This is a genomic window from Sulfitobacter sp. 15WGC (assembly GCF_005068605.1).
Taxonomy (GTDB): Bacteria; Pseudomonadota; Alphaproteobacteria; order Rhodobacterales; family Rhodobacteraceae; genus Sulfitobacter; species Sulfitobacter faviae.
This window is the reverse complement of sequence record NZ_SZNL01000001.1, coordinates 251,183-274,706: the sequence shown is the minus strand read 5'-3', so window position 1 is coordinate 274,706 and position 23,524 is coordinate 251,183. Positions and strand designations below refer to the sequence as shown.

Annotated in this window: 25 protein-coding genes and 1 pseudogene; 19 read left to right on the top strand and 7 right to left on the bottom strand. The window is 64.2% G+C overall.

What is annotated here, in order from left to right; translation table 11 throughout:
* The 17 genes from FCK22_RS01375 to cysE all read left to right on the top strand — a co-directional run.
* The coding region (locus FCK22_RS01375) for a terminase family protein (RefSeq protein ID WP_248646399.1) at positions 1 to 1,250 on the top strand (1,250 nt) is incomplete at its 5' end.
* A 131-nt stretch (positions 1,251 to 1,381) separates the two neighbouring features.
* Positions 1,382 to 2,560, top strand: coding sequence for a phage portal protein (locus FCK22_RS01370; protein WP_067261861.1), 1,179 nt, complete (start codon positions 1,382 to 1,384; stop codon positions 2,558 to 2,560).
* Entirely contained in the window at positions 2,553 to 2,777 is a 225-nt protein-coding gene (locus FCK22_RS01365) for a hypothetical protein (protein WP_067261871.1), read from the top strand. Before FCK22_RS01370 ends, FCK22_RS01365 begins: the two co-directional genes overlap by 8 nt.
* A 23-nt stretch (positions 2,778 to 2,800) precedes the next feature.
* Positions 2,801 to 3,415 (top strand): HK97 family phage prohead protease, encoded by a 615-nt coding sequence (locus tag FCK22_RS01360; protein ID WP_067261863.1) that lies wholly within the window; start codon positions 2,801 to 2,803, stop codon positions 3,413 to 3,415.
* 29 nt (positions 3,416 to 3,444) lie between these two features.
* Positions 3,445 to 4,623, top strand: coding sequence for a phage major capsid protein (locus FCK22_RS01355; RefSeq protein WP_067261865.1), 1,179 nt, complete (start codon positions 3,445 to 3,447; stop codon positions 4,621 to 4,623).
* A gap of 166 nt (positions 4,624 to 4,789) precedes the next feature.
* A complete protein-coding gene (locus FCK22_RS01350; RefSeq protein ID WP_067261866.1) occupies positions 4,790 to 5,389 on the top strand; it encodes a head-tail connector protein in 600 nt (199 codons plus the stop codon).
* Positions 5,386 to 5,724 (top strand): head-tail adaptor protein, encoded by a 339-nt coding sequence (locus FCK22_RS01345; RefSeq protein WP_136720133.1) that lies wholly within the window; start codon positions 5,386 to 5,388, stop codon positions 5,722 to 5,724. Before FCK22_RS01350 ends, FCK22_RS01345 begins: the two co-directional genes overlap by 4 nt.
* Positions 5,721 to 6,131, top strand: coding sequence for a DUF3168 domain-containing protein (locus FCK22_RS01340; RefSeq protein ID WP_067263138.1), 411 nt, complete (start codon positions 5,721 to 5,723; stop codon positions 6,129 to 6,131). The genes FCK22_RS01345 and FCK22_RS01340 overlap by 4 nt, the downstream gene beginning before the upstream one ends.
* 35 nt (positions 6,132 to 6,166) lie before the next feature.
* The gene (locus FCK22_RS01335; RefSeq protein WP_067263135.1) at positions 6,167 to 6,589 is read left to right on the top strand and encodes a phage major tail protein, TP901-1 family; all 423 of its coding nucleotides are present in this window, start codon (positions 6,167 to 6,169) and stop codon (positions 6,587 to 6,589) included.
* 2 nt (positions 6,590 to 6,591) lie between these two features.
* Positions 6,592 to 6,906, top strand: a complete 315-nt coding sequence (locus FCK22_RS01330) for a gene transfer agent family protein (RefSeq protein ID WP_067263133.1) — start codon at positions 6,592 to 6,594, stop codon at positions 6,904 to 6,906.
* A complete protein-coding gene (locus FCK22_RS01325; RefSeq protein ID WP_067263130.1) occupies positions 6,903 to 7,115 on the top strand; it encodes a rcc01693 family protein in 213 nt (70 codons plus the stop codon). Before FCK22_RS01330 ends, FCK22_RS01325 begins: the two co-directional genes overlap by 4 nt.
* Positions 7,108 to 7,767: a phage tail tape measure protein gene (locus FCK22_RS01320; RefSeq protein ID WP_067263128.1), complete on the top strand. Its 660-nt coding sequence runs from the start codon at positions 7,108 to 7,110 to the stop codon at positions 7,765 to 7,767. The genes FCK22_RS01325 and FCK22_RS01320 overlap by 8 nt, the downstream gene beginning before the upstream one ends.
* A 27-nt stretch (positions 7,768 to 7,794) precedes the next feature.
* Entirely contained in the window at positions 7,795 to 8,427 is a 633-nt protein-coding gene (locus FCK22_RS01315; protein WP_067263125.1) for a DUF2460 domain-containing protein, read from the top strand.
* Positions 8,427 to 9,314 carry a DUF2163 domain-containing protein gene (locus FCK22_RS01310; RefSeq protein WP_067263123.1) on the top strand — a complete coding sequence of 296 codons (888 nt, stop codon included), beginning with the start codon at positions 8,427 to 8,429 and terminating at the stop codon, positions 9,312 to 9,314. The genes FCK22_RS01315 and FCK22_RS01310 overlap by 1 nt, the downstream gene beginning before the upstream one ends.
* Positions 9,311 to 9,757 carry an NlpC/P60 family protein gene (locus tag FCK22_RS01305; RefSeq protein WP_067263120.1) on the top strand — a complete coding sequence of 149 codons (447 nt, stop codon included), beginning with the start codon at positions 9,311 to 9,313 and terminating at the stop codon, positions 9,755 to 9,757. The genes FCK22_RS01310 and FCK22_RS01305 overlap by 4 nt, the downstream gene beginning before the upstream one ends.
* Positions 9,757 to 13,686 (top strand): glycoside hydrolase/phage tail family protein, encoded by a 3,930-nt coding sequence (locus FCK22_RS01300; protein ID WP_136720132.1) that lies wholly within the window; start codon positions 9,757 to 9,759, stop codon positions 13,684 to 13,686. The genes FCK22_RS01305 and FCK22_RS01300 overlap by 1 nt, the downstream gene beginning before the upstream one ends.
* A 98-nt stretch (positions 13,687 to 13,784) precedes the next feature.
* A complete protein-coding gene (cysE, locus tag FCK22_RS01295; protein ID WP_067265375.1) occupies positions 13,785 to 14,597 on the top strand; it encodes a serine O-acetyltransferase in 813 nt (270 codons plus the stop codon).
* 72 nt (positions 14,598 to 14,669) lie between these two features.
* Here the strand turns inward: cysE and FCK22_RS01290 are convergent, their stop codons facing one another.
* From FCK22_RS01290 to FCK22_RS01270, 5 genes and pseudogenes are all read right to left on the bottom strand, one after another.
* Positions 14,670 to 16,025 (bottom strand): pyruvate dehydrogenase complex dihydrolipoamide acetyltransferase, encoded by a 1,356-nt coding sequence (locus tag FCK22_RS01290; protein ID WP_067265378.1) that lies wholly within the window; start codon positions 16,023 to 16,025, stop codon positions 14,670 to 14,672.
* A 10-nt stretch (positions 16,026 to 16,035) separates the two neighbouring features.
* Complete coding sequence (locus FCK22_RS01285) at positions 16,036 to 17,427, bottom strand: pyruvate dehydrogenase complex E1 component subunit beta (RefSeq protein WP_067265379.1); 1,392 nt, start codon at positions 17,425 to 17,427, stop codon at positions 16,036 to 16,038.
* A 4-nt stretch (positions 17,428 to 17,431) separates the two neighbouring features.
* On the bottom strand, positions 17,432 to 18,439 hold the full coding sequence (pdhA, locus tag FCK22_RS01280; protein ID WP_067265381.1) for a pyruvate dehydrogenase (acetyl-transferring) E1 component subunit alpha: 1,008 nt from the start codon (positions 18,437 to 18,439) through the stop codon (positions 17,432 to 17,434).
* Positions 18,440 to 18,644: 205 nt separating this feature from the next.
* Positions 18,645 to 18,944, bottom strand: coding sequence for a septum formation initiator family protein (locus FCK22_RS01275; RefSeq protein ID WP_067265383.1), 300 nt, complete (start codon positions 18,942 to 18,944; stop codon positions 18,645 to 18,647).
* Between the two features lie 112 nt (positions 18,945 to 19,056).
* Positions 19,057 to 20,243 (bottom strand): annotated as a pseudogene (locus FCK22_RS01270) (phosphoglycerate kinase).
* A gap of 127 nt (positions 20,244 to 20,370) precedes the next feature.
* Here FCK22_RS01270 and FCK22_RS01265 point away from each other — a divergent pair.
* Both FCK22_RS01265 and FCK22_RS01260 read left to right on the top strand, forming a co-directional pair.
* On the top strand, positions 20,371 to 20,877 hold the full coding sequence (locus tag FCK22_RS01265) for a peptidylprolyl isomerase (protein ID WP_067265388.1): 507 nt from the start codon (positions 20,371 to 20,373) through the stop codon (positions 20,875 to 20,877).
* A complete protein-coding gene (locus tag FCK22_RS01260; protein WP_067265390.1) occupies positions 20,870 to 21,424 on the top strand; it encodes a peptidylprolyl isomerase in 555 nt (184 codons plus the stop codon). Before FCK22_RS01265 ends, FCK22_RS01260 begins: the two co-directional genes overlap by 8 nt.
* Before the next feature lie 229 nt (positions 21,425 to 21,653).
* Here the strand turns inward: FCK22_RS01260 and FCK22_RS01255 are convergent, their stop codons facing one another.
* Both FCK22_RS01255 and FCK22_RS01250 read right to left on the bottom strand, forming a co-directional pair.
* On the bottom strand, positions 21,654 to 22,154 hold the full coding sequence (locus FCK22_RS01255; protein WP_067265393.1) for a polymer-forming cytoskeletal protein: 501 nt from the start codon (positions 22,152 to 22,154) through the stop codon (positions 21,654 to 21,656).
* On the bottom strand, positions 22,144 to 23,472 hold the full coding sequence (locus FCK22_RS01250) for a M23 family metallopeptidase (protein ID WP_067265396.1): 1,329 nt from the start codon (positions 23,470 to 23,472) through the stop codon (positions 22,144 to 22,146). Before FCK22_RS01250 ends, FCK22_RS01255 begins: the two co-directional genes overlap by 11 nt.
* Positions 23,473 to 23,524: the final 52 nt, after the last annotated feature.

Here is a 23,524-nt window from a genome sequence, read left to right as displayed (position 1 = left end):
CTTTTTTGTTTGAGTTCTGGGCGCTCAACCACCAACTGCCGCCCGAGGGCGATTGGCGGACATGGGTGATCATGGGCGGGCGCGGCGCGGGCAAGACGCGGGCCGGGGCGGAATGGGTCCGCAGCAAGGTTGAGGGGAGCCGACCGCTTGACCCCGGTGCGTGCAGTCGCGTGGCGCTGGTGGGCGAGACCATCGAGCAGGTGCGCGAGGTGATGATCTTTGGCGACAGCGGCATTCTGGCCTGTAGCCCGCCGGATCGGCGGCCCGATTGGGAGGCGACGCGCAAGCGGTTGGTCTGGCCGAATGGGGCGATTGCCACGGTGCATACGGCGCATGACCCCGAAGGGCTGCGCGGGCCGCAGTTCGATGCGGCTTGGGTGGATGAATTGGCAAAGTGGAAGCGCGGGCAGGAGGCTTGGGACCAGTTGCAGTTTGCGCTGCGTTTGGGGGAGCGCCCGCAGGTCTGCGTGACGACGACACCGCGCAACGTAGATGTGTTGAAGGCGCTTTTGGCCGCGCCCTCGACGGTCACGACCCATGCGCCGACGGAGGCGAATGCGGCCAATCTGGCGGGGTCGTTCCTTGAAGAGGTGCGGGCGCGCTACCGGGGCACGCGGCTGGGGCGGCAGGAGTTGGACGGGGTTCTGTTGGCCGATGCCGAAGGGGCGCTGTGGACCTCGGCCTTGTTAGAGGCGGGGCGGCTGCGGGAGGCGCCGGAGTTGGACCGCATCGTGGTGGGCCTTGACCCTGCCACGACCAGCGGGGCGGGATCGGATGAATGTGGCATCGTGGTGGTGGGGGCGCAGACCAAGGGGCCGCCGCAGGATTGGCGGGCGGTGGTGCTGGCCGATTGCACGGTGCAGGGGGCCACGCCGATGGGCTGGGCGCAGGCGGCGATTGCGGCGATGACGCGCTACGGGGCGGATCGGTTGGTGGCTGAGGTCAATCAGGGCGGGCAGTTGGTGGCCGAGGTCTTGCGGCAGGTCGATCCGCTGGTCTCGCTCAAGACCGTGCATGCGGCGCGGGGCAAGGTGGCGCGGGCCGAGCCTGTGGCGGCGCTTTATGAGCAGGGCCGGGTGAGCCATTTGCCGGGGCTCGATGCGCTGGAGGATCAGATGTGTCTGATGACGGCGCGGGGGTACGAGGGCAAGGGCAGCCCGGACCGCGCCGATGCGCTGGTCTGGGCGCTGCATGAGCTGATGATCGAGCCTGCCGCGCAGTGGCGCAGCCCGGGGGTGCGGAGCCTGTGAGCGGGCTGTTGCGCGGGGCAGCGCACGGTGGGTTTCTCCAGCGTTAAGGGATTTCAGGGAAAGTCTGACAACGCCGGGCAATGCGGGGCAGGTCTTCGCCGCCGGGGCCGGGCAGAATGAGGAGCGACGACATGGTATTCGATTTTCTACGGCGTGGGGCGGCAGGTGAGACAGCAGAGCGCAAAGCATCCGCCACGGGGCCGGTCGTCGCCTATCAGTCCTCGGGCCGTGTCGCTTGGAGCCCGCGCGATAGCGTGAGCCTGACGCGTGCCGGGTTCTGTGGCAATCCGGTTGGGTTCCGCTCGGTCAAGCTGATCGCTGAGGCTGCCGCAGCGTTGCCGCTGGTCGTGCAGGACAGCGCGCGGCGCTATGACGAACACCCGCTGATCGAACTGATGCGCCGCCCGAATGCGGGCCAAGGCCGGGCGGAGATGCTTGAGGCGCTGTATGGGCAGATGCTTTTGAGCGGCGATGGCTATGTCGAAGCCGTGGGCGGTGAGAGCGGTTTGCCGGTAGAACTGCATGTACTTCGCTCGGACCGGATGAGGGTGGTGCCGGGGGCGGATGGCTGGCCTATCGCCTATGAATATGCGGTGGGCGGGCGCAAGCACCGTTTCGATGCAAGCGGTGCGGCGACGCCGGTTTGTCATATCCGCAACTTTCACCCCCAGGACGATCACTATGGGTTCAGCCCCATGCAGGCGGCGGCCATGGCAATGGATGTGCATAACGCGGCGAGCCGTTGGTCGAAGGCATTGTTGGACAATGCCGCGCGGCCCTCCGGCGCGATCGTCTATCGCGGGGCCGAGGGGCAGGGCAAGCTGAGCGAGGATCAGTATGACCGGCTGGTGAGCGAGATGGAGAGCCATCACCAAGGCGCGCGCAATGCCGGGCGGCCGATGCTGCTGGAGGGTGGGCTCGACTGGAAGCCGATGGGATTTTCGCCCTCGGATATGGAGTTTCAAAAGACCAAGGAGAGTGCGGCGCGGGAGATTGCGCTTGCCTTTGGGGTGCCGCCGATGCTGATCGGGGTGCAGGGCGATGCCACTTACGCGAATTATCAAGAGGCGCATCGGGCGTTCTATCGTCTGACAGTGCTGCCTTTGGCGACACGGGTGACGGCGACGCTGGCGGAGTGGTTAAGCGGGTATTTGGGGGCGGCGGTGAGTTTGAAGCCGGACCTCGATCAAGTGCCTGCATTGGCTGCGGAGCGTGATGCGCAATGGGCGCGGGTGTCTGCGGCGGCGTTTCTGAGCAATGCGGAGAAACGCAGCCTGTTGGGGCTTCCAGCGGTGGCCGATGATGCCTGAGCTGCGTGAAATCGAGCGCTTCGAATGCGCGCCGGGGTTGCGGCTTCAAGCGCATGAGACGCTCAGCGCGGTGCACCGGGAGAACATGCAAAAGCGGCTCGACCGGATTGAGCAGATGATGGAGCGGTTGGAACGGCGGCTGTGGCTTACGGTCTACGGCGTGGTGGCGGTGATCTTGGCGCAGGCGGTGCAATCCTTTCTGGCGGTGGCACCATAGCGGGCTGAACGAGGAAAAATACGATGACTTATCAATTGGATGCCTCCGGCGGCTGGCCGGAGAACGGGGAAGTTGCGCCTACGGGCAGCGGGTTGGAGCATAAATTTGCCCGCTTCGGCAGCGTGACGCCGGTCGAGGATGGGCTGGAAATCAGCGGCTATGCCAGCCTCTTTGGCGCGGTCGATCAGGGCGGCGATGTGGTCGAGCCGGGGGCCTATGCAGCGAGCCTTGCGGCGGTCGCGAAGGCGGGACGCAGCGTCAAGATGCTGTGGCAGCACGATCCGGCCCAGCCCATCGGCGTTTGGGACGAGGTGCGCGAGGATGGCCGGGGCCTTTGGGTCAAGGGGCGCATCCTTAGCACTGTGGCCAAGGGCCGGGAGGCGGCGGCGCTGATCGAGGCGGGGGCCATCGACGGGCTCAGCATCGGCTACCGCACCGTGAAGGCGGGCAAGACCACCAAAGGGCTGCGGCTGTTGTCGGAACTGGAGCTTTGGGAGGTGTCTTTGGTGACCTTTCCGATGCTGCCCTCGGCGCGGGTCGGGGCGAAGGGGGAGTTCAGGGCCGTGGGCTATGTGCTGCGCGAGATGGCGGCGGCCTTTGATGCCGCGCGGGCCGAGATGGTGCGGGGCAGAGCCTGAGTTTGACTGAGCAGATCGAAGGAAAAGCGATGACCAAGAGTGAGATGAGCACAAAGGCGGGCAAAGACCTGTCTCCGGCGGAGGAAGTGCGGCAGGCCGTGAGCGGTTTTGTCAGTGACTTCAACGGCTTTCGGGCCGAGATCGATACGAAACTTCAACAATCAGAAGAGCGAATTGCCATGATCGACCGCAAGATGACCCTGCCTGCCCGCAGCCCTTTGGGGGGCGCGATCGATCACGATGCGCCGCATAAGAAAGCCTTTGACGCCTATCTGCGCAACGGCGATGACGACGGGCTGCGGGGGCTGGAACTGGATGGCAAATCGATGTCGACGGCGGTGAATTCGGATGGCGGCTATCTGGTGGATCCGCAAACCGCCGACCGGGTGCAATCTGTGCTGAATGCGGGCGCGTCGATCCGCGCAATTGCCTCGGTGGTGCAGGTGGAGGCCACGTCTTATGACGTGTTGGTCGATCACGCCGATGTGGGCGCTGGTTGGGCGACCGAGAGCGGCGCGCAGGCCGAGACGGACACGCCCCAGATCGACCGGATCACCGTGCCGCTGCATGAGTTGAGCGCGCTGCCCAAGGCGAGCCAACGTCTGCTGGATGACAGCGCCTTTGATATCGAAGGTTGGCTGGCGGGGCGTATCGCTGACAAATTTGCACGGGCCGAAGCGGCGGCTTTTGTCAGCGGTGACGGCATCGACAAGCCTACCGGTTTTCTGAGCCATCCGGCGGTGGACAACGGCGTCTGGACCTGGGGCAATCTGGGTTATGTCCCCAGCGGCACCAACGCCAACCCCGAGGCGGATGCGATCATTGAGTTGGTCTATGCCCTTGGCGCGGCTTACCGCAAGAATGCGGTTTTCGTGATGAACTCAAAGACCACGGCAAAGGTGCGCAAGTTGAAAGACACCGATGGACGGTTCCTGTGGTCCGACGGGTTGGCGGCGGGGGAGCCTGCGCGGCTGATGGGCTATCCGGTGCTGGTGGCCGAGGACATGCCCGATCCGGCGACCGATGCGATGGCCATCGCCTTTGGCGACTTTTCGGCAGGCTACACCGTGGCCGAGCGCCCCGATCTGCGCATCCTGCGCGATCCGTTCAGCGCCAAGCCGCATGTGCTGTTCTATGCCACCAAACGTGTCGGCGGCGACGTGAGCGATTTCGCGGCGATCAAGCTGATGAAATTCGGCCTGGCGTAAGCCGGTGCCGAAGCCGGGGCCGGGGCAACTTGGCCCCGGTCCGGACGTGCGCCTGCGAGGTTGCGTTGTCTAGCTGCTCCCCTCCGACCGAGCAATGCAACCGGTGCGCGTCCGGGAATAACCGCATGGCCCCGAGGGGCGCGGGAGCGATTTTTGGAGACGTTCGATGATGTTGATCGAAGAGACAAATGTGCCGGATGCGGTCTTGCCGGTTGAGGCCTTCAGAATGCATCTGCGCCTTGGCACCGGCTTTGCGCAGGACGGCCTTCAAGACCCGGTGTTGCGCAGCTTCCTGCGCGCGGCGATGGCGGCGGTGGAGGCGCGGACGGGCAAGGTGTTGATCATTCGGCGTTTTGCCCTGTCGCTGACCTTTTGGCGCGATGCCGCGGCGCAGGTCTTGCCCGTGGCCCCTGTGCAAGAGATCGCGCGGGTGGCGCTTGTGGCGCGGGACGGGGTGGAGACGGCGGTGGACCCCGAGCGCTATTGGCTGGAACGCGATGCGCAAGCGCCGCGTCTTCGGGCCAGCACCGCCGCCCTGCCGCGCATCCCGAGTGCGGGGGCCGCGCTAATCAGTTTCGACGCGGGCATGGCCGCTGATTGGGGCGGGTTGCCGGATGATTTGGCCCAAGCGGTGATGCTGCTGGCCGCGCATTACTATGAATACCGCGACGATACGGCGCTTGGCGAAGGGTGCATGCCCTTTGGCGTCAGCAGCCTGATCGAACGCTACCGCCGGGTGCGCCTCGGCTTTGGGGGAACGGCATGAGCCGCCCGCAGTTGAACCGGCCCCTTGTATTGGAAGCGGCGCAGCGGGTGAGTGATGGCGCGGGAGGGCATCACGAGGTCTGGCAGCCCGTGGGCACCCTCTGGGCCGAGGTGCGCGCGCGGACGGGGCGGGAGACTGCGCAGGGCGGGGTGGCCGTCAGCCGGATGGGGGTCAAGATCACAGTGCGTGCGACGCCGGAAGGTGCCCCGCAGCGACCAACCCCCGAGCAGCGGTTTCGCGAGGGCACGCGGGTCTTCGTAATCCGGGCGGTGGCCGAAAGCGATGCGGGCGGGCGGTATCTGATCTGCTTTGCCGATGAGGAGGTGGCGGTATGACCTATGCGCTTTCAGGGGCATTGCAGGCGGCGGTTTATGACCTGTTGCAGAGCGATCCGGGGCTCACCGCGCTGATCGGTGACGCGGTCTATGACGCGGTGCCAGGGGGGAGCCTGCCAGAGACCTATGTGCTCTTGGGCCAGGAGGTGGCGAAGGATCTGTCGGATCCCGAAGGTGCAGGGGCGGAGCATCGGCTGACCCTGTCGGTGGTCACCAGCGCGCCGGGGTTCAGCACGGCGAAGGGCTGCGCGGCGGTGATCTCAGACCTGCTGCATGGGGCGGTGCCGGCGCTCAGCCGGGGGCGCGTGGTGGATATGGCCTTTCTCAAAGCGACGGCGCGGCGGATCGATGGGGCCTCTGCCCGACGGATCGACCTGCAATTCCGCGCCCGGGTCGCGGACGCATAAGACTTTAGATTTCAGATTGGTGCGAGGAGACAGTGATGGCAGTTCAAGCGGGCAAGGACCTTTTGGTCAAAGTGGATATGACCAGCGATGGGCAGTTCGAGACGATCGCCGGGCTCAGGGCCAAACGGGTGAGTTTCAACGCCGAAACGGTGGATGTGACCTCGCTCGATTCAAGCGGCGGTTGGCGGGAGTTGCTGGCGGGTGCCGGTGTCCGCTCAGCCGCGATCAGCGGGTCGGGGGTGTTCCGCGATGCGGGCACCGATGAACGGGCGCGGCAGTTGTTTTTCAACGGGCTGACGCCGGATTTTCAGGTGATCATTCCGGATTTCGGCGTGGTGCAGGGGCCGTTTCAGGTCTCCGCTTTGGAATACGCGGGGTCGCTGAATGGGGAGGCCACCTTTGAGCTTAGTCTGCAATCGGCGGGGGAGCTGATCTTTACGCCCGATGTGGTGGTGTGAGCATGGCGAACCCGTGGCGCGGCGAGGTGAGCCTCGTGATTGATGGTGAACGTCATGAGGCACGGCTGACCCTTGGGGCCTTGGCCGAGTTGGAGGCGGGGTTGCAGGCCGACAGCCTTGTGGCCCTGGTAGAGCGGTTTGAAAGCAATCGTTTTTCGAGCCGCGATGTCTTGGCCCTGTTGCTGGCCGGGCTGCGCGGAGGTGGGGCGGAGATGGATGCCGCAACGCTTGAGCACGCGCAGATCGAGGGCGGGCCGATGGCGGCGGCGCGGGCCGCGGCTGAATTGCTGGCGCGGGCCTTTACGGTGCAGGCGTGAACGCGGCAAGCGGCTTTGACTGGCCCGCGTTGCTGCGGGTGGGGCTGTCACGATTGGGGCTGCTGCCGGATCAATTCTGGGCGCTGACGCCGGCGGAGTTACAGTTGATGCTGGGGCCGAAGTCTGGCCCCGCGCCACTGCTGAGCGACGGTCTCGCCGCGCTGATGGCGGCCTATCCAGATGAGACGAAAGGGGCCGGTGATGGCTGACTTTGACGATTTCGATGACCTTGAGAGCCGCGCCGAGGGGCTGAATGAGACACTGGCGCAGACCAGCGGTTTGGTGGCCGGGTTCGACGGTGAGCTGCGGCGGATGCGCGGCGCGCTTGCCGCGACGGGCAAAGACGTGGCGACCCTTGAGAAAGGGCTGAGCCGTGGGTTGCGGCGGGCCTTTGATGGGGTGGTCTTTGACGGGGCCAAACTCTCGGACGCGCTAAGCGACTTGGCGCAGTCGATGATCCGCACGACTTACAATGCCGCGATGCGCCCGGTGACGGACCATTTCGGCGGGCTGATCAGCGAGGGCGTGGGCAGCATCGTAGAGGGGATATTGCCCTTCGCCGATGGCGCGCCTTTCTCGCAAGGTAAGGTCATGCCTTTCGCGCAGGGCGGGGTGGTTACCTCGGCGACCGCCTTTCCCATGCGCGGCGGCACGGGGCTGATGGGTGAGGCCGGGCCGGAGGCGATCATGCCCTTGGCGCGGGGGGCGGATGGCAAGCTGGGCGTGCGCGGTAGCGGCGGCGGCGCGACGACCATCGTGATGAACATCACCACTCCCGATGTGCAGGGGTTTCAACGCAGCCAAAGCCAGATCGCCGCACAGTTGAGCCGTGCCCTCAGCACCGGCAACCGCAACCGATAGGCCGCGCGGCGGATAAAGGAGCAGATCATGCAGTTTCACGAGGTCAGATTTCCCCCGTCGCTGAGCTTTGGCTCTGTCGGGGGGCCGCAACGGCAGACAGATGTGGTCAGCTTGGCCAACGGTCATGAGGAGCGTAACACGCCCTGGGCCCATTCGCGGCGGGTCTATGATGCCGGGCTGGGGATGCGCTCGATCGATGATCTGCAGGTGCTGATTGCCTTTTTCGAGGCGCGCATGGGGCAGATGTACGGGTTTCGCTGGAAGGATTGGGCTGATTATAAGTCGGGCAAAATGGCGCTTCCGGTGGCTTTCGACGACCAGAGCATCGGCTATGGGGATGGGGTTCGGGCGGCGTTTCAACTGACCAAGACCTACCGCTCGGGCGCGCAGTCTTATCGCCGTCCGATCACCAAACCGGTCGCGGGGACCGTGCGCGTGGGGCTTGAGCAGGATGAGCTGCGCGAGGGCGTCGAATATGAGGTCGACGCAGAGAGCGGGATTGTCACCTTTGCCCATCCGCCTGACCCTGAAATCGAGATTTTTGCGGGCTTCGAGTTCGACGTGCCGGTGCGATTTGACACCGACCGCATTCTGGTCTCGGTCGAGAGTTTTCAGGCCGGACAGGTGCCCGACGTGCCGGTGATCGAGGTGCGGGTCTGATGGCGGGGCTGGACAGGGGCTTTGGAGCCCATATCGCGCAGGGTGTGACGACACTCTGCCATTGCTGGCAGGTGACGCGCGCGGATGGGGCGATATTTGCCTTTACCGATCACGACATGCCGCTGATGTTCGACGGGGTCACTTTTCGCGCCGATACCGGGCTGAGCGCGCGGGCGCTGGCACAAACCAGCGGGCTGGCGGTTGATAACACAGAGGCGCTTGGCGCGCTCAGCGATGATGCGATCCGCGAGGGTGAGATCGAGCAGGGGCGCTTTGATGGGGCCGAGGTGCAGGCGTGGCTGGTGAACTGGGCAAACCCCGCGCAGCGGCGGCTGCAATTTCACGGCTCAATCGGTGATCTGCACCGCGCGGGGGGCAGCTTTCGCGCCGAGTTGCGGGGGCTGACGGAACCGCTCAACCGGCCCATGGGGCGCGTCTATCAAAAGCCCTGCTCGGCGGTGTTGGGGGATGGTGATTGCCGGTTCGATCTCACCGCGCCCGGCTATGCTGAGACGCGTGTGGTCGAGACGGTGGCGGAGGCGCAGTATTTCCGTTGGACCGCGTTCCCGGGCTACGAGGAAGGTTGGTTCGCCCGGGGGCGGCTCGATGTGCTGGAGGGGCCCGCGGCGGGACTCTGGGGCATGGTAAAACGTGACTACCATGAGGACGGGCAGCGCGTGATCGAGCTTTGGCAACCGATCCGCGGGGCGGTGGCGTCGGGCACCCGTGTCCGGCTTACCGCAGGCTGCGACAAGCGGATGGAGACCTGTCGGCTGAAGTTCAACAACCTGCTGAACTTTCGCGGCTTTCCCGATTTGCCGGGGGAGGATTGGATGATGGCGGTGCCCCGGTCGGACGGTGTGAACGGCGGCGGGTCGCGCCGATGAGTGCTGCGGGAGAGCGTTTGGTGCAGGCCGCCCGCGAATGGATTGGCACGCCCTATGTGCATCAGGCCGCGACAAAGGGGGCGGGCTGCGATTGTCTGGGGCTGATCCGGGGGCTTTGGCAGGAGTTGCTGGGCGCGGACCCTGAGGCGGTGCCACCCTATTCGATGGATTGGTCCGAGCCGCAGGGGGAGGAGCGGCTCTGGGCGGCGGCGCTACGGCATATGGCGGTGAAAGACAGCGGTGATGCTGCCCCCGGTGACGTGCTGCTTTTCCGGATGCGGCAGGGTGCGGTGGCAAAGCACCTTGGACTGCAGGCGCGCGTCGGGGCCAGCGCCAGTTTCATTCACGCCTATGCGCGGCACGGGGTGGTGGAAAGCCCGCTCAGCCCGCCATGGCAGCGGCGCATCGTGGCGCGATTTGTATTTCCTGAGGAGGCCTCCTGATGGCGACGATTGTTCTTTCGGCAGCAGGGGCGGCGGTTGGCGGCTCCATCGGGGGCACGCTGGCGGGGCTGTCTTCGGTCGCGGTGGGCCGCGCGGTGGGGGCGAGCCTTGGGCGATTGGTGGATCAACGCTTGCTGGGCCAAGGCGGAGAGGCGGTCGAGACCGGTAAGGTGGATCGCTTTCGCCTGACAGGCTCGGGCGAGGGGGCGGCGATCCCGCAGCTTTACGGGCGGATGCGACTGGCGGGGCATGTCATCTGGGCGTCGCGGTTCCAAGAGGTCACCGAAGTCAGTGGCGGCGGCAAGGGTGGCCCGCCAAGGCCGAAGACGTCCGAGTACAGCTATACCGTCAGCCTTGCCATCGCGCTCTGCGAAGGGGAGATCACCAGCGTTGGGCGCATCTGGGCGGATGGGGAGGAGATTGCCCCGGACGATCTGAACATGCGCGTTTACCGAGGCGCGGCGGACCAGCAGCCCGACCCGACCATCGCCGCGATCGAGGGCGCGGACCGGGTGCCCGCCTATCGCGGCACGGCCTATGTGGTGATGGAAGACCTCCCGCTTGCGCAATTTGGCAACCGGGTGCCGCAGTTCTCTTTCGAGGTGATGCGCCCCGAACAGCCGCAAGCGCCGGGCTGGGAGCACGCCCCCGCCTATGGGGTTCAGGGGGTCGCCTTGATCCCCGGCACGGGGGAATACGCGCTGGCGACGACCCCGGTGCATTACACCGACGGCCCCGGCAGCCGGTGGAGCGCCAATGTGAACTCGCCCGCCGCCAAGACCGATTTTGCGGTTTCCTTGGAAAGCCTGACCGAGGAATTGCCACGGTTGGAAGCGGCCTCTCTCGTCGTGTCGTGGTTTGGCAGCGATCTGCGCTGCGGTGACTGTCGCCTGCGGCCCAAGGTCGAAGACCCGGATATTGACGGCGAGAACATGCCTTGGCGAGTCTCTGGCGTGACGCGTGGCACGGCAGAGGTGATCACCCAGCAAGACGCGCGTCCGATCTACGGCGGCACGCCCGCCGATGCCGCGGTGGTCGAGGCCATCCAAGCGCTGAAGGCGGCGGGTAAGGCGGTGATGTTCTATCCCTTCATCTTGATGGATCAGACCGAAGGCAACGGGCTGCCGGACCCCTATAGCGATGCCGAGGACCAGCCCCGCCTACCGTGGCGCGGGCGGATCACGCTTTCGGTGGCCCCGGGGCGGCCGGGCAGCCCGGATGGTACGGCGGCGGCAGAAGCTGAGGTGGCGGCGTTTTTCGGAACCGTCACGGCTGCGGATTTCGCGGTGGGCGACGGCTCGGTCGTCTACAACGGCCCCGAGGAATGGACCCTATCGCGCTTCATCTTGCATTACGCCGCGCTTTGCGCCGCGGCGGGCGGGGTCGAGGCGTTTTGCATCTCCTCGGAAATGCGGGGGCTGACGCAGACACGCGCGGCGGGCAACAGCTTTCCCGCGGTGCCCGCGCTGCGGGCCTTGGCCGGAGAAGTGCGCGCCTTGTTGGGGCCGGAGGTTAAGATCAGCTATGCCGCTGATTGGTCTGAGTATTTCGGCTATCACCCGCAGGATGGCAGCGGCGATGTCTTCTTTCACCTTGATCCGCTATGGGCCGATCCGCAGATCGATTTCATCGGGATCGACAACTACATGCCGCTGTCCGATTGGCGCGATGAGGAAGGGCATCTGGACGGCGAGAACTGGCCCGCGATCTACGATGTCGGCTATCTGAAATCCAACATCGAAGGCGGCGAGGGCTATGACTGGTACTACCATTCGCCCGAGGCCCGCGACGCGCAGATCCGCACGCCGATCACCGATGGCGCGCATGATGAGCCTTGGGTGTACCGCTACAAAGACCTGCGCCAATGGTGGGAGAGCCCGCACCACCCCCGTATCGGCGGGCAGCGGCAAGCCGCTCCAACGGAATGGCAGCCGATGTCGAAACCGATCTGGTTCACGGAATACGGCTGCGCGGCCATCGACAAAGGGGCGAACCAGCCCAACAAGTTTCTCGATCTGAAGAGCTCGGAAAGCGCCTTGCCGCATTATTCCACTGGCGCACGGGACGATCTGATGCAGATGCAATATCTGCGGGCGATCTCGGACTACTGGCGCGATCCGGCGCATAATCCGATCTCGGAAGAATATGGCGCGCCGATGCTGGATATGACACGTGCTTTTGTCTGGGCATGGGACACGCGGCCTTTTCCCTTTTTCCCCAATAATGTCGATCTCTGGAGCGATGGAGAGAATTACAGCCGTGGCCACTGGCTGAACGGGCGGGCCTCGGCGCGGTCGCTGGCCTCGGTCGTGGGGGAGATTTGCCGACGGGCGGGTGTGGCGCATTTCGATACCTCCGCGCTGTTCGGCTATGTGCGCGGCTACACAGTGGCCGAGGTTGGCGAGGCACGTGCCGCGCTGCAACCGCTGATGCTGCGTTATGGGTTTGACGCGATTGAACGCGACGGGATCTTGCAGTTTCGGATGCGTGACGGGGCAGATGCGCTGCCCCTCGACCCCGATCGCCTCGCGGTTCACCCCGATCTGAGCGGGGTGACCGAGCAGTCGCGTGAGGCGGAGGCCGAAGTCTCGGGCCGTGTGCGGCTGCGGTTCATTCAGGCCGATGCGGATTTTGACCCGATTGCCGAAGAGGCGGTTTTGGCGGATGAGGCGACCCATGCGGTCACCGGGACCGAGCTGAACATGGCCTTGACCCGAGGTGAGGGGCGGCAGGTGGCCGAACGCTGGCTGACCGAAGCGCGCGTCGCGCGTGAGATGCTGCGGCTGGCATTGCCGCCGTCGGGGATGGCTGTCGGGGCGGGGGATGTGATCGAACTGCCGGGCGATGGGGCGGAGGGGCCGGGGCACTACCGCGTCGACCGGGTGGAACAGGCCGGTTCCCTGCTGATCGACGCCGTTCGGATCGAGCCCGAAGTCTATGATCCCGCACCGCTTGAAGAAGAGCTTGCAGCGCTGCGCCCCTTCGTCCCCCCGCTGCCGGTTCTGCCGCAGTTCATGGACCTGCCGCTTTTGCGTGGGGATGAGGTGCCCCATGCGCCGCATCTGGCGGTGACGGCGACCCCTTGGCCGGGGTCCGTCGCGGTCTATCGCTCTGCCGTGGATTCGGACTATGCGCTAAACGCCATCGTGGCGAACCGGTCGATCATGGGCGTTACCCAAACGCCGTTGCACGCAGCACGACCAGGGTTGATTGACGCGGGGCCGGTGCTGGAGGTCAAATTAACCAGCGGCAGCCTTCAGTCCGTTAGCAGAGAGGCGCTTTTGAATGGGGCGAACCTTGCCGCCATTGGGGATGGGAGCGCGGACCGTTGGGAGTTGTTCCAGTTTGAGGAGGCGCAGCTTGTCGCCCCGATGACCTATTGGCTGACGGGTCGTTTGCGCGGGCAGGCGGGCAGCGATGGGTTGATGCCCGAGGTTTGGCCCGCCGGGTCGCGCTTTGTGCTGATGAACGGCACGCCACAGCAGGTCGAGCTGAGCCCGCATCTGCGCCGCGTGGCACAGCATTACCGCATCGGGCCTGCGCGGCGACCGGTGGATGACCCCTCTTACCTGCATCAGGTTCATGCCTTTGACGGGAATGGTCTGCGGCCCTACAGCCCCTGTCATCTGCGGGCCGAGGCTGGGGCCAGTGGCGATATCACCCTTAGCTGGATTCGCCGAACGCGGACCGACGGCGACGCTTGGGAGGGGCCGGAGGTGCCGCTAGGTGAGGAGAGTGAACGCTATCTCTTACGCGTTTTCGAAGGCAACGAGCAGCGGCGGGAGGTGCTGCTTGATACGCCGCGGTGGACCTATAGCACCGCGGCACGGGCGGCTGATGGCGTCAGCGGAGCGTTTGACGTGACGGTGGCGCAGGTCTCGGCCACATATGGCGCGGGGCCGACTACAGGTTTGACCATCCCCGGATAGGCCCGCGCGTTATCACGATTTTGAGCATGTGCGGATTTACAAATGGTCCTACGCTATTGCATGAGCTACCCTTACGGCAGAGTGAAGGAGCCCGTGCCATGGCGCAGACACGCAGAAATATCTCGAAAGTGGACCCGGTCTGGGACCAGATTCAGCAAGAAGCCGAGGATGCGGTGCGTGATGAGCCGTTGATCGGCGGCTTTGTGCATGCCTGTATCCTGCACCATAAATCTATCGAGAATGCGCTTTCCTACCGCATCGCGGCCAAGCTTTCGTCGAACGAGATGTCGATGATGGTCGTGCGCGAGATGGTCGAAGAAGCCTATGCCGAAGACCCCGATCTCGTCGCCGCGGCGCGTGCCGATCTCGTGGCCATCTATGACCGCGACCCGGCCTGCCACCGGCTGTTGCAGCCGATTCTGTATTTCAAAGGCTATCAGGCGGTGCAGGCCTACCGTGTGGGCCACTACCTCTATGCTAAGGGCAAGCGCGATCTGGCCTATTTCATCCAGATGCGGGTGAGCGAGATTTTTGGCTTGGATATCCATCCGGCGGCCAAGATGGGCAAGGGCATCATGATCGACCACGCGCATTCCATCGTCATCGGTGAGACGGCGGTAGTGGGTGACAATGTCTCAATGCTGCATTCGGTGACCCTTGGCGGCACCGGCAAAGAGGAAGAGGACCGTCACCCCAAGATCGGCAATGGCGTGTTGATCGGTGCAGGCGCGAAGGTTTTGGGCAATATCTCTATCGGCCATTGCAGCCGCATCGCGGCGGGGTCGGTTGTGCTGGAGCCTGTGCCCGCCTGCAAAACCGTCGCCGGGATCCCCGCGCGGATCGTTGGGGAGGCGGGCTGTGATCAACCGTCAATGTCGATGAACCATCTCTTCGGGCCAGACGCCGAATAGGGTCAGATGCCAGTATCGCAATAAAAAAAGCCGGGGCATGCCCCGGCTTTCTTCGTTTGTGAGGTGCAGCCTTTAGGCCAGCATGATCATCGGATTTTCAAGGTTCTCGACAATCGCGTTCAACAGCTGGGCCCCGAGCGCCCCGTCGATCACGCGGTGATCGACCGAGAGGGTCACGGACATGACTGTCGCCGCTGCGATCTCACCGTCCTTGCCGATGATCGGCTTTTTGACACCAGCCCCCACGGCGAGGATCGCACCATGCGGCGGGTTGATGACCGCGTCGAAATTGTCGATCCCGAACATGCCGAGGTTGGAGATCGCGAAGCTGCCGCCCTGATACTCATGCGGTGCCAGCTTGCGGTCGCGGGCGCGGGTTGCGAGGTCTTTCATCTGCGCCGAGAGGGTCGAGAGCGACTTGGTGTCGGCGTCCTGAAGGACCGGGGTGAAGAGCCCGCCTTCGATGGCCACGGCCACGGCCACGTCCGAGGGTTTGAGCTTCAGAATACGATCCCCGGCCCAGACCGCATTGGCATCGGGCACCGATTGCAGCGCCAACGCACAGGCTTTGATGATGAAGTCGTTGACCGAAAGCTTCACGCCCCGGGCTTCGAGCTGCTTGTTGACCTCAGCCCGGAACGAGAGCAGCGCGTCGATCTGGATGTCGCGGCGTAGGTAGAAATGCGGGACCGTCTGCTTGGCCTCGGTGAGGCGCGCGGCGATGGTCTTGCGCATCCCGTCGAGCTTGACCTCTTCGACCTCGCGGTCCTCGTACATCTTGCGCACGGCGTCGGAGGAGGGGCCAGCAGGAGCAGGCTGTGTCACCGGCGCGGCGTCTTTGGTGGCGGCGGGGCTGTCAGCCTTGGCAGCCGTCGGCTGGGCGCTTTCCACATCGGCTTTGACAATCCGACCGCGCGGGCCGCTGCCTTCGATCTGGGCGAGGTCGAGACCCTTGTCCGCAGCGATCCGGCGGGCGAGGGGGGAGGCGAAGATGCGCCCACCCTTGTCGTCCTTGGGCGCGGCGGGGGCTTTGGCGTCGCTCTTGGGCGGCGCGTCATTCGCATCCGTCGCACCGCGGCCATAGCCCGCTTCGGGCGTTTCGGCCTCGGCTGCTTTGGGCGTTTCCTCTGCCTGAGGTTTCTCTTCTTTGGCCGGGGCGGCGCTGTCGATGGCGTCGGCGCTTTCGCCTTCTTCGAGCAGCACGGCGATCGGCGTGTTTACCTTCACGCCTTCGCTGCCTTCTTCGATCAGTATCTTGCCGATGGTGCCTTCGTCGACGGCTTCGAACTCCATCGTGGCCTTGTCGGTTTCGATCTCGGCGAGGATGTCGCCCGAGGCGACCTCGTCACCCTCTTTGACCAGCCACTTGGCGAGCGTGCCTTCCTCCATCGTGGGCGAAAGGGCGGGCATGAGAATTTCTGTGGGCATGATCCGCTCCTTACCGGTAGGTGACTTTGCGCACGGCCTCGATCACCTCGTCGGTGGTGACCAGCGCGTGTTTTTCGAGGTTGGCGGCATAGGGCATGGGCACGTCCTTGCCGGTGCAGGTGATGACCGGAGCGTCGAGGTAGTCGAACGCCTCCTGCATGATCACGCCGCTGATGTAGCCGCCGACCGAGCCCTGCGGCCAGCCTTCTTCGACGGTCACGCAGCGGTTGGTCTTCATCACCGATTTCAGCACCGTTTCGGTGTCCATCGGGCGCAGGGTGCGCAGGTCGATGACCTCGGCCTCGATACCGTCCTCGGCCAGTTTCTCTGCCGCTTCCAGCGCATAGGTCATGCCAATGCCGAAGCTGACGATGGTGACATCCGCACCCTCGCGCCAGATCCGGGCCTTGCCGAAGGGGACCGTGTAATCCTCAATGTCCGGCACGTCGAAGCTGCGACCGTAGAGGATCTCGTTCTCAAGGAAGATCACCGGGTTCGGGTCGCGGATTGCGGACTTCATCAAGCCTTTGTAATCGCTGGCCGAATAGGGCATCGCGACCTTGAGGCCGGGGATCTGCATGAACCATGCGGCGTAGTCCTGGGAGTGCTGGGCGCCGACGCGGGCCGCCGCGCCGTTGGGGCCGCGGAAGACCATGGGCGCGCCCATCTGCCCGCCGGACATGTAAAGTGTCTTGGCCGCGGAGTTGATGATCTGGTCCATCGCCTGCATGGCGAAGTTGAAGGTCATGAATTCGACGATGGGGCGCAGACCGCCGAAGGCCGCGCCGACGCCGATGCCGGCAAAGCCATGCTCGGTGATCGGCGTGTCGATCACGCGCTTGGCGCCGAATTCGTCCAGAAGACCTTGGGAAATTTTGTAGGCGCCTTGGTACTCGGCCACTTCCTCGCCCATGAGCAAGACGTTCTCGTCGCGGCGCATTTCCTCGGCCATGGCGTCGCGCAGCGCTTCGCGGACGGTCTGCTGCTTCATTTCGGTGCCCTCGGGCCAATCGGGGCTGGTATCGGGCTCGGGCTGTTTCTTGCCCTCGGCAGGCGTTTCGCGGTCATCGTCCGGGGATTTGGCCTGCGCGGGCTTAGCCTCTTCGCCCTTGTCCTCGGCGGGGGCGGATTTCGCGGTGTCGATGTCGTCGGCGCTTTCGCCTTCTTCGAGCAGCACGGCGATGGGGCTGTTCACCTTCACGCCTTCGGTGCCTTCCTCGACGAGGATCTTGCCGATGGTGCCTTCGTCCACGGCTTCGAATTCCATCGTGGCCTTGTCGGTCTCGATCTCGGCGAGGATGTCACCGGAGGAGACTTCGTCGCCTTCCTTGACCAGCCATTTCGCCAGCGTGCCTTCTTCCATGGTGGGGCTGAGGGCGGGCATGAGAATTTCGGTTGCCATTGCTTCAGGCCTCCTGCGGAACTTCGGTTGCGTAGATGTCGGTCCAGAGCTCGTCGAGGTTGGGCTCCGGGCTTTCCTTGGCGAAATCGGCGCTTTCGTTCACGATCTGCTTGATCTCCTTGTCGATGGCCTTGAGATCTTCTTCGCTCGCGTGGTTGCCCTCCAAGAGCAGGCTGCGCACGGCCTCAATCGGGTCGCGTTCGTCGCGCATCTTCTGCACTTCCTCGCGGGTGCGGTATTTCGCGGGGTCAGACATGGAGTGGCCGCGGTAGCGGTAGGTCTTGATCTCCAGAATATAGGGTCCGTCCTTGCGGGCGTGTTCCACGGCCTTCTGACCGGCTTCCTTGACCGCCAGCACGTCCATGCCGTCAACCGCCTCACCGGGGATGCCGAAGGCGCGGCCACGTTCCCAGATCTCGGCCGAGGAGGTCGAGCGCTGCTGCGAGGTGCCCATGGCGTATTGGTTGTTCTCGATCACGAAGATCACGGGCAGTTTCCACAGAGCGGCCATGTTGAAGGTCTCGTAGACCTGGCCCTGGTTCGCCGCACCGTCGCCGAAATAGGTGAAGGTGACGCGCCCGTTGCCCTTGTATTGATCGGCAAAAGCAAGGCCCGCGCCAAGCGGCACCTGCGCCGCGACGATGCCATGGCCGCCGTAGAAGTGCTTCTCTTTCGAGAACATGTGCATCGAGCCGCCCTTGCCCTTGGAATAACCGCCCTCGCGGCCCGTCAGCTCAGCCATAACGCCGTTAGGGTCCATGCCGCAGGCCAGCATATGCCCGTGGTCTCGGTAGGAGGTGATGCGCTTGTCGCCTTCCTCGGCGGCAGCCTCAAGGCCGACAACGACCGCTTCTTGTCCGATATAGAGGTGACAGAACCCCCCGATCAGCCCCATGCCGTAAAGTTGTCCGGCTTTCTCTTCAAACCGCCGGATCAGCAGCATGTCGCGGTAGTAGCTGGTCAGCTCCTCCGCCGAGACATTGGGTTTCTTGCTCGATTTCCTCGCGGCCATGGACGTCTCCTCCGTCGGCTTTGGTTAGGTGCCAAAAGTAGTTTAGCGTTAAACTATTCCCTAACGCATTCCAGAATGGATTGCGAGAGACTTTGTGACGTGGTGCGCGCACCACGGCTGACAAGGCGAAGGAGGCCAGAGATTTCGTGTGATTGCAAGGCCGCAGGCGCGGGGCAGGGGCCGATAGACGATAAGCCGCGAAAGCTTAGCGAATGACGATCTCATCGGTGCGGACCATGCCCAGCACCTTGCGCGCGCGTTCGTCCAGAAGATCAAGGTCGAGGTAGTCGTCCGACAGGCGGCGGGTCAGGTTCTCCATCCGGGCCACCTCGGCGCGGACCTCGGCCAGACGGTCGCTCAGCTTTTGGTTCTCGGCCACGATCTCGGTCCGGCGGAACAGGCCGAAATCCCCCTGCACGGCGGCGAAGGTGAAATACAGGCTCAGCGCGAAAGCGATTGCGAAGAACAGCAATGTGCCGAAAGCCGGACGGGTGTTGCGTGTCATGGTTCTGCCTCTGCGTCTCTTGGCGGACGTGACATCAGTATGACACAGGCGATTCGTTATGGGAATCCCACAATTGCGGGAAACCCGTTGTTTTTAGCGGTAAATCGCCTTTCTACGCAGCCGACCCATCCAATGCGGCCACGCCGGGCAGGGTCTTGCCTTCCATCCATTCAAGGAAGCGCCCCCGGCGGTGGAGATATAGGTGAAATCATCCGCCACGCCCGCTTGGTTCAGCGCCGCGACCGTGTCACCGCCCCCGGCGACGGAGGTCAGCGTGCCCTCGCGGGTCTTGGCGGCGGCGGCTTGGGCCGCGGCGACGGTGGCGGTGTCGAAGGGCGGGATTTCAAAGGCTCCCATGGGGCCATTCCAGATCAGGGTGCGCAACTCGGCGAAGGCCGTCTCGACCAATGCAACGGTCTCGGGGCCCGCGTCGAGCACCATCTGATCTGTCGCGAGTTTCGCATCAGGGCCAAGCGGGGCGACCTCATGGGCCGCACCCTTGGCGAACTCCCGCGCGACCAGACCGTCGACTGGCAGGATGACCCGGCAGCCTGCCTTTTCGGCCTGCGCCATGATGTCCTTGGCCGTGTCGTAGTAGTCCGGCTCTTCCAACGATTTGCCCAGATCGGCCCCGAGTGCGGCGAGGAAGGTGTTCGCCATGCCGCCGCCGATGACCAAGACGTCGAGCCGGTTCACGAGGTTTTCCAAAAGCGCGATCTTGGTCGAGACTTTGGCCCCGCCCACGACAGCGCCCACCGGGCGCTTGGGCTTGGCCAGTGCCGCCTCCAGCGCCGAGAGCTCCGCCTGCATCAAGCGCCCTGCGCAGGCGGGCAGCAGCCGCGCCAGCGCCTCGGTCGAGGCATGGGCGCGGTGCGCGGCAGAAAAGGCATCGTTGCAATAGATATCGCCGAGCGCGGCCAATTGGCGGGCGAAATCTTCGTCATTGGCCTCCTCACCGGGGTAGAAGCGGATGTTTTCCATGAGTTGCAGATCGGCCTGCGCGTCGCCTGCGGCGTCTAGCGATGGCAGGAATGCCACGTCGCGGCCCAGTGCCTTTTCCAGTGCGGGAAGGACTTGGCGCAGGCTCATCTCTTCGACGACCTTGCCCTTGGGCCGTCCGAAATGCGCCAGCAGCGTCACCTTGCCGCCGCGCGACAGGATGTCGTCCACCGTGGGCACGATCCGCTCAATCCGCGTGGCATCGGTGACGCGGCCCTCTTCGACCGGCACGTTGATGTCGACCCGCAAGAGCACGCGCTTGCCGTCCAGTTCCATATCGTCCAGTGATTTCCAGCCCATCGGTCTTCTCCCAATCCAATCTCTTGCGCTGTGTTTTGCTGTTATCTGGCCTCAGGTCAATGCGCGGCTTGGCAATCGCGGCCAAGCTCCTTAGGTATCTGGCAAAGACAAAGCAAAGGATTGCCCCATGGCCGAGATCAAAGACCCCGAGAACACCATCCTGATGGAACTGAAAGGCGGCACCGTCGCCATCGAGTTGATGCCCGACCTTGCGCCCAAGCACGTGGAGCGGATGAAGGAACTGGCCCGCGCCGGTAAATACGACAACGTCGCCTTCCACCGCGTAATCGAAGGTTTCATGGCCCAGACTGGCGACGTGGCCAATGGCAACATGGAAGACAACTTCAACCTGCGCGCGGCGGGCACTGGCGGGTCGGACCTGCCGAACCTGCCTGCAGAATTCTCCAAGGTTCCGCACGCGCGCGGCACCATCGGTGCGGCCCGTTCGGCCAACCCCGACAGCGCCAACAGCCAGTTCTTCATCAATTTCAAGGACAATGACTTCCTCAACGGTCAATACACCGTTTACGGGCAGGTCATTTCCGGCATAGAGCATGTCGACGCAATCACCCGTGGCGAGCCGCCTGCGAACCCTGACCGCATGATCTCCGTCAAGGTGGCCGCAGATGCCTAAGATTGCCACCTCCAGCGCAGTTCTCGCGCTTCTCGGCTCGGCGGCGATGGCCACCGGGCTTGAGATCGAGGTCGCGGGCGAGGCCAATGGCACCGTCAAGATCGACCTGCTCGAAGACGTCGCGCCTAACCACGTGGCGCAGATCACCGAACTGGCCGAGGAAGGCGCCTATGACGGGGTGGTCTTCCACCGCGTGATCGACGGTTTCATGGCGCAGACCGGCGACGTGCAGTTTGGCCGCGCCGATGGCGACACCGCACGCGCCGGCATGGGCGGCTCCGAGAAGCCCGACCTCAAGGCCGAGTTTTCGGACATCGCCTATGAGAAAGGCGTCGTCGGCATGGCCCGTAGCCAGAGCCCGAACAGTGCCAACAGCCAGTTCTTCATCATGTTCGACGAAGCACCCTTCCTCAACGGTCAGTACACCGTTGTCGGCAAGGTTACCGAAGGGCAGGACGTGGTCAATGCCATCAAGCGCGGCACCGGCCCGAACGGCGCCGTCGTGGGCACGCCGGACGTGATGAAAACGGTCACCGTGACCGAGTAACGTCCCAACTAGCGGCGCGTGGGGTGGGTTTGCTCTCCCCACGCATCGGCGAGCTCAGGCCGTGATGAAATGAGCTTTATCGCCAGTGGTCTGCCAGCAGCACAGCGCGGCGCATATTCCGACCTACTGATATTGGCGAAGCGGGCAGGGCGCAGCGTAGACCGTCCCCCCAAAAGCAAACAGGCGCCGCATTGTCTGCGACGCCTGCGACTGTTCAGCCTGCCGAAGCTTAGGACGCGGGGTTCGGCTTCTGCGCCGGTGCGGATTTCGCGCCGGGGTTCAGCGGATCGTCCTGACGCTGCACAGATCCTTCGAAATGCGCGCCGGATTCGATCGCGATGGTTTTGTGGATGATGTCGCCCTCGACCCGTGCGGTCGATGTCAGGCGCACCTTGAGGCCCCGCACGCGGCCCACGATGCGGCCATTGATCACCACGTCATCGGCAACCACTTCGCCCTTGATCGTCGCCGTCTCACCGATGGTCAGCAGATGGGCGCGGATGTCGCCTTCGACGGTGCCTTCAACCTGAACGTCGCCCGTCGTTTTCATGTTGCCGGTCACATGGAGATCCGAAGACAGAACGGATGCAGGGGGCTTGGCCTTGGGCGCGCTGGCCTTGAATTCGCTCTGCTTAGAGGGCGCGGGGGCCGAGGATGCACCGGAGGGTGCCGGTTTTGACACTTCTGCATCCTGAGGGGCGGGATCGTTGATTTTGCTTTTAGAAAACATCGTTTGCAGCCTTGATATAGATCATGGGGTTAACAGCCTTGCCACCTACGCGGACTTCATAGTGGAGATGGACACCGGTGACCCGTCCTGATGCTCCCATATCACCAATATGCTGCCCGCGCGAGACTCTTTGACCAACTTTCACGCGCAGCTTGGACATGTGGGCATAACGGGTCTCAATGCCGAACTCATGCTGGATCTTGACCAGACGGCCATAGCCCGAGGACCAGCCTGCGTGAATCACCACGCCATCGGCGGTCGCATAAAGCGGCGTGCCCATCCCGGCGGCAAAGTCGACGCCCTTGTGCATCCGGCGGCCGCCGGTCTTGGGGTCGCGACGATAACCGAACTGGCTGGTGAAGCGGAAAGCGTTTTTGACCGGGTTCGCGAAGGGCGCCTTTTCGGCGGCGATGCGGTAGAGGTTCAACCGGTCCATCTGGCCCAGCAGCTTGTTCGCGCGCAGCGTGTCGGGGCTCAGCTCTTCGCCGCGGGTGGTGAAGGAGAGCGGCGTCATCGGCCCGCCTTGGCCCGAATAGCCCCGGCGCACGGTGGCGAGGATCCGGTCGGTCGGCATGCCCGCGCTGCGGAACATCTTGTCGAGCGGGGCGACGGAAACGCTCATCGCCTCTTCCAGCTGGCGGAAGATCGCGTCGTTCTGATCGCGCATCAGGGCGATTTCCTGGGCCATTTCGTCGGCTTGCAACAGCGCATCCTGCGCGTCGACCACGACCTTGTCGCGCTCTGCCGCGGTCCGGGCAAGGGCTTGGGCAAGGAAATCGACCGGCGCTTGATCGGCATCGGCGCGCAGGCTGCCCGCTTCGCCATTCTCAAGGCTGCCTTCCAGTTCGGCCAGTTTCAGCCGGGCCTTCTGGCGGTCTTTCATCGTGTCGCGCAGGGTGGATTGGATCACCTCGATCCCGGTTTCCAATTCGCGGCGGCGGGTCTCAGAGGCCAGCAGTTCGGACTGCATGACGGAAATCTGCGTGAGCGCCGCGTTAAAGCGGTCTTGGGCGGCAAGCGCTTCTTCGGCGCGCAGGTCACGCTGTGCGGAAAGCTCGTTCAGCCGGGCTTGATAGGTGCGCTGGTCGCGTTTGGCCTGTTCGCGAAAATTGCCGGAGCCAATGCTGTCCATCAGGATGATGGCGGTGGCAATGATGGCCCAAGAGACCAGAAAGGCCGATCCCGCCAGCCCGAGGATCTGGGTGCCGGGCCGCAGGCGGATGAAACGTGTGTCGCTGTCGGATTTCAGAAAGACGCGGCGTTCGGGAAAGTAATGCTCAAGCAGAGCATGCGTCTTGATGGCAATCCGTGTGCGCACGTTTTCGTCCTTTGTCCCGTCCCGTCGGTGCGCGGGGCCTCGCCCCCTTCGC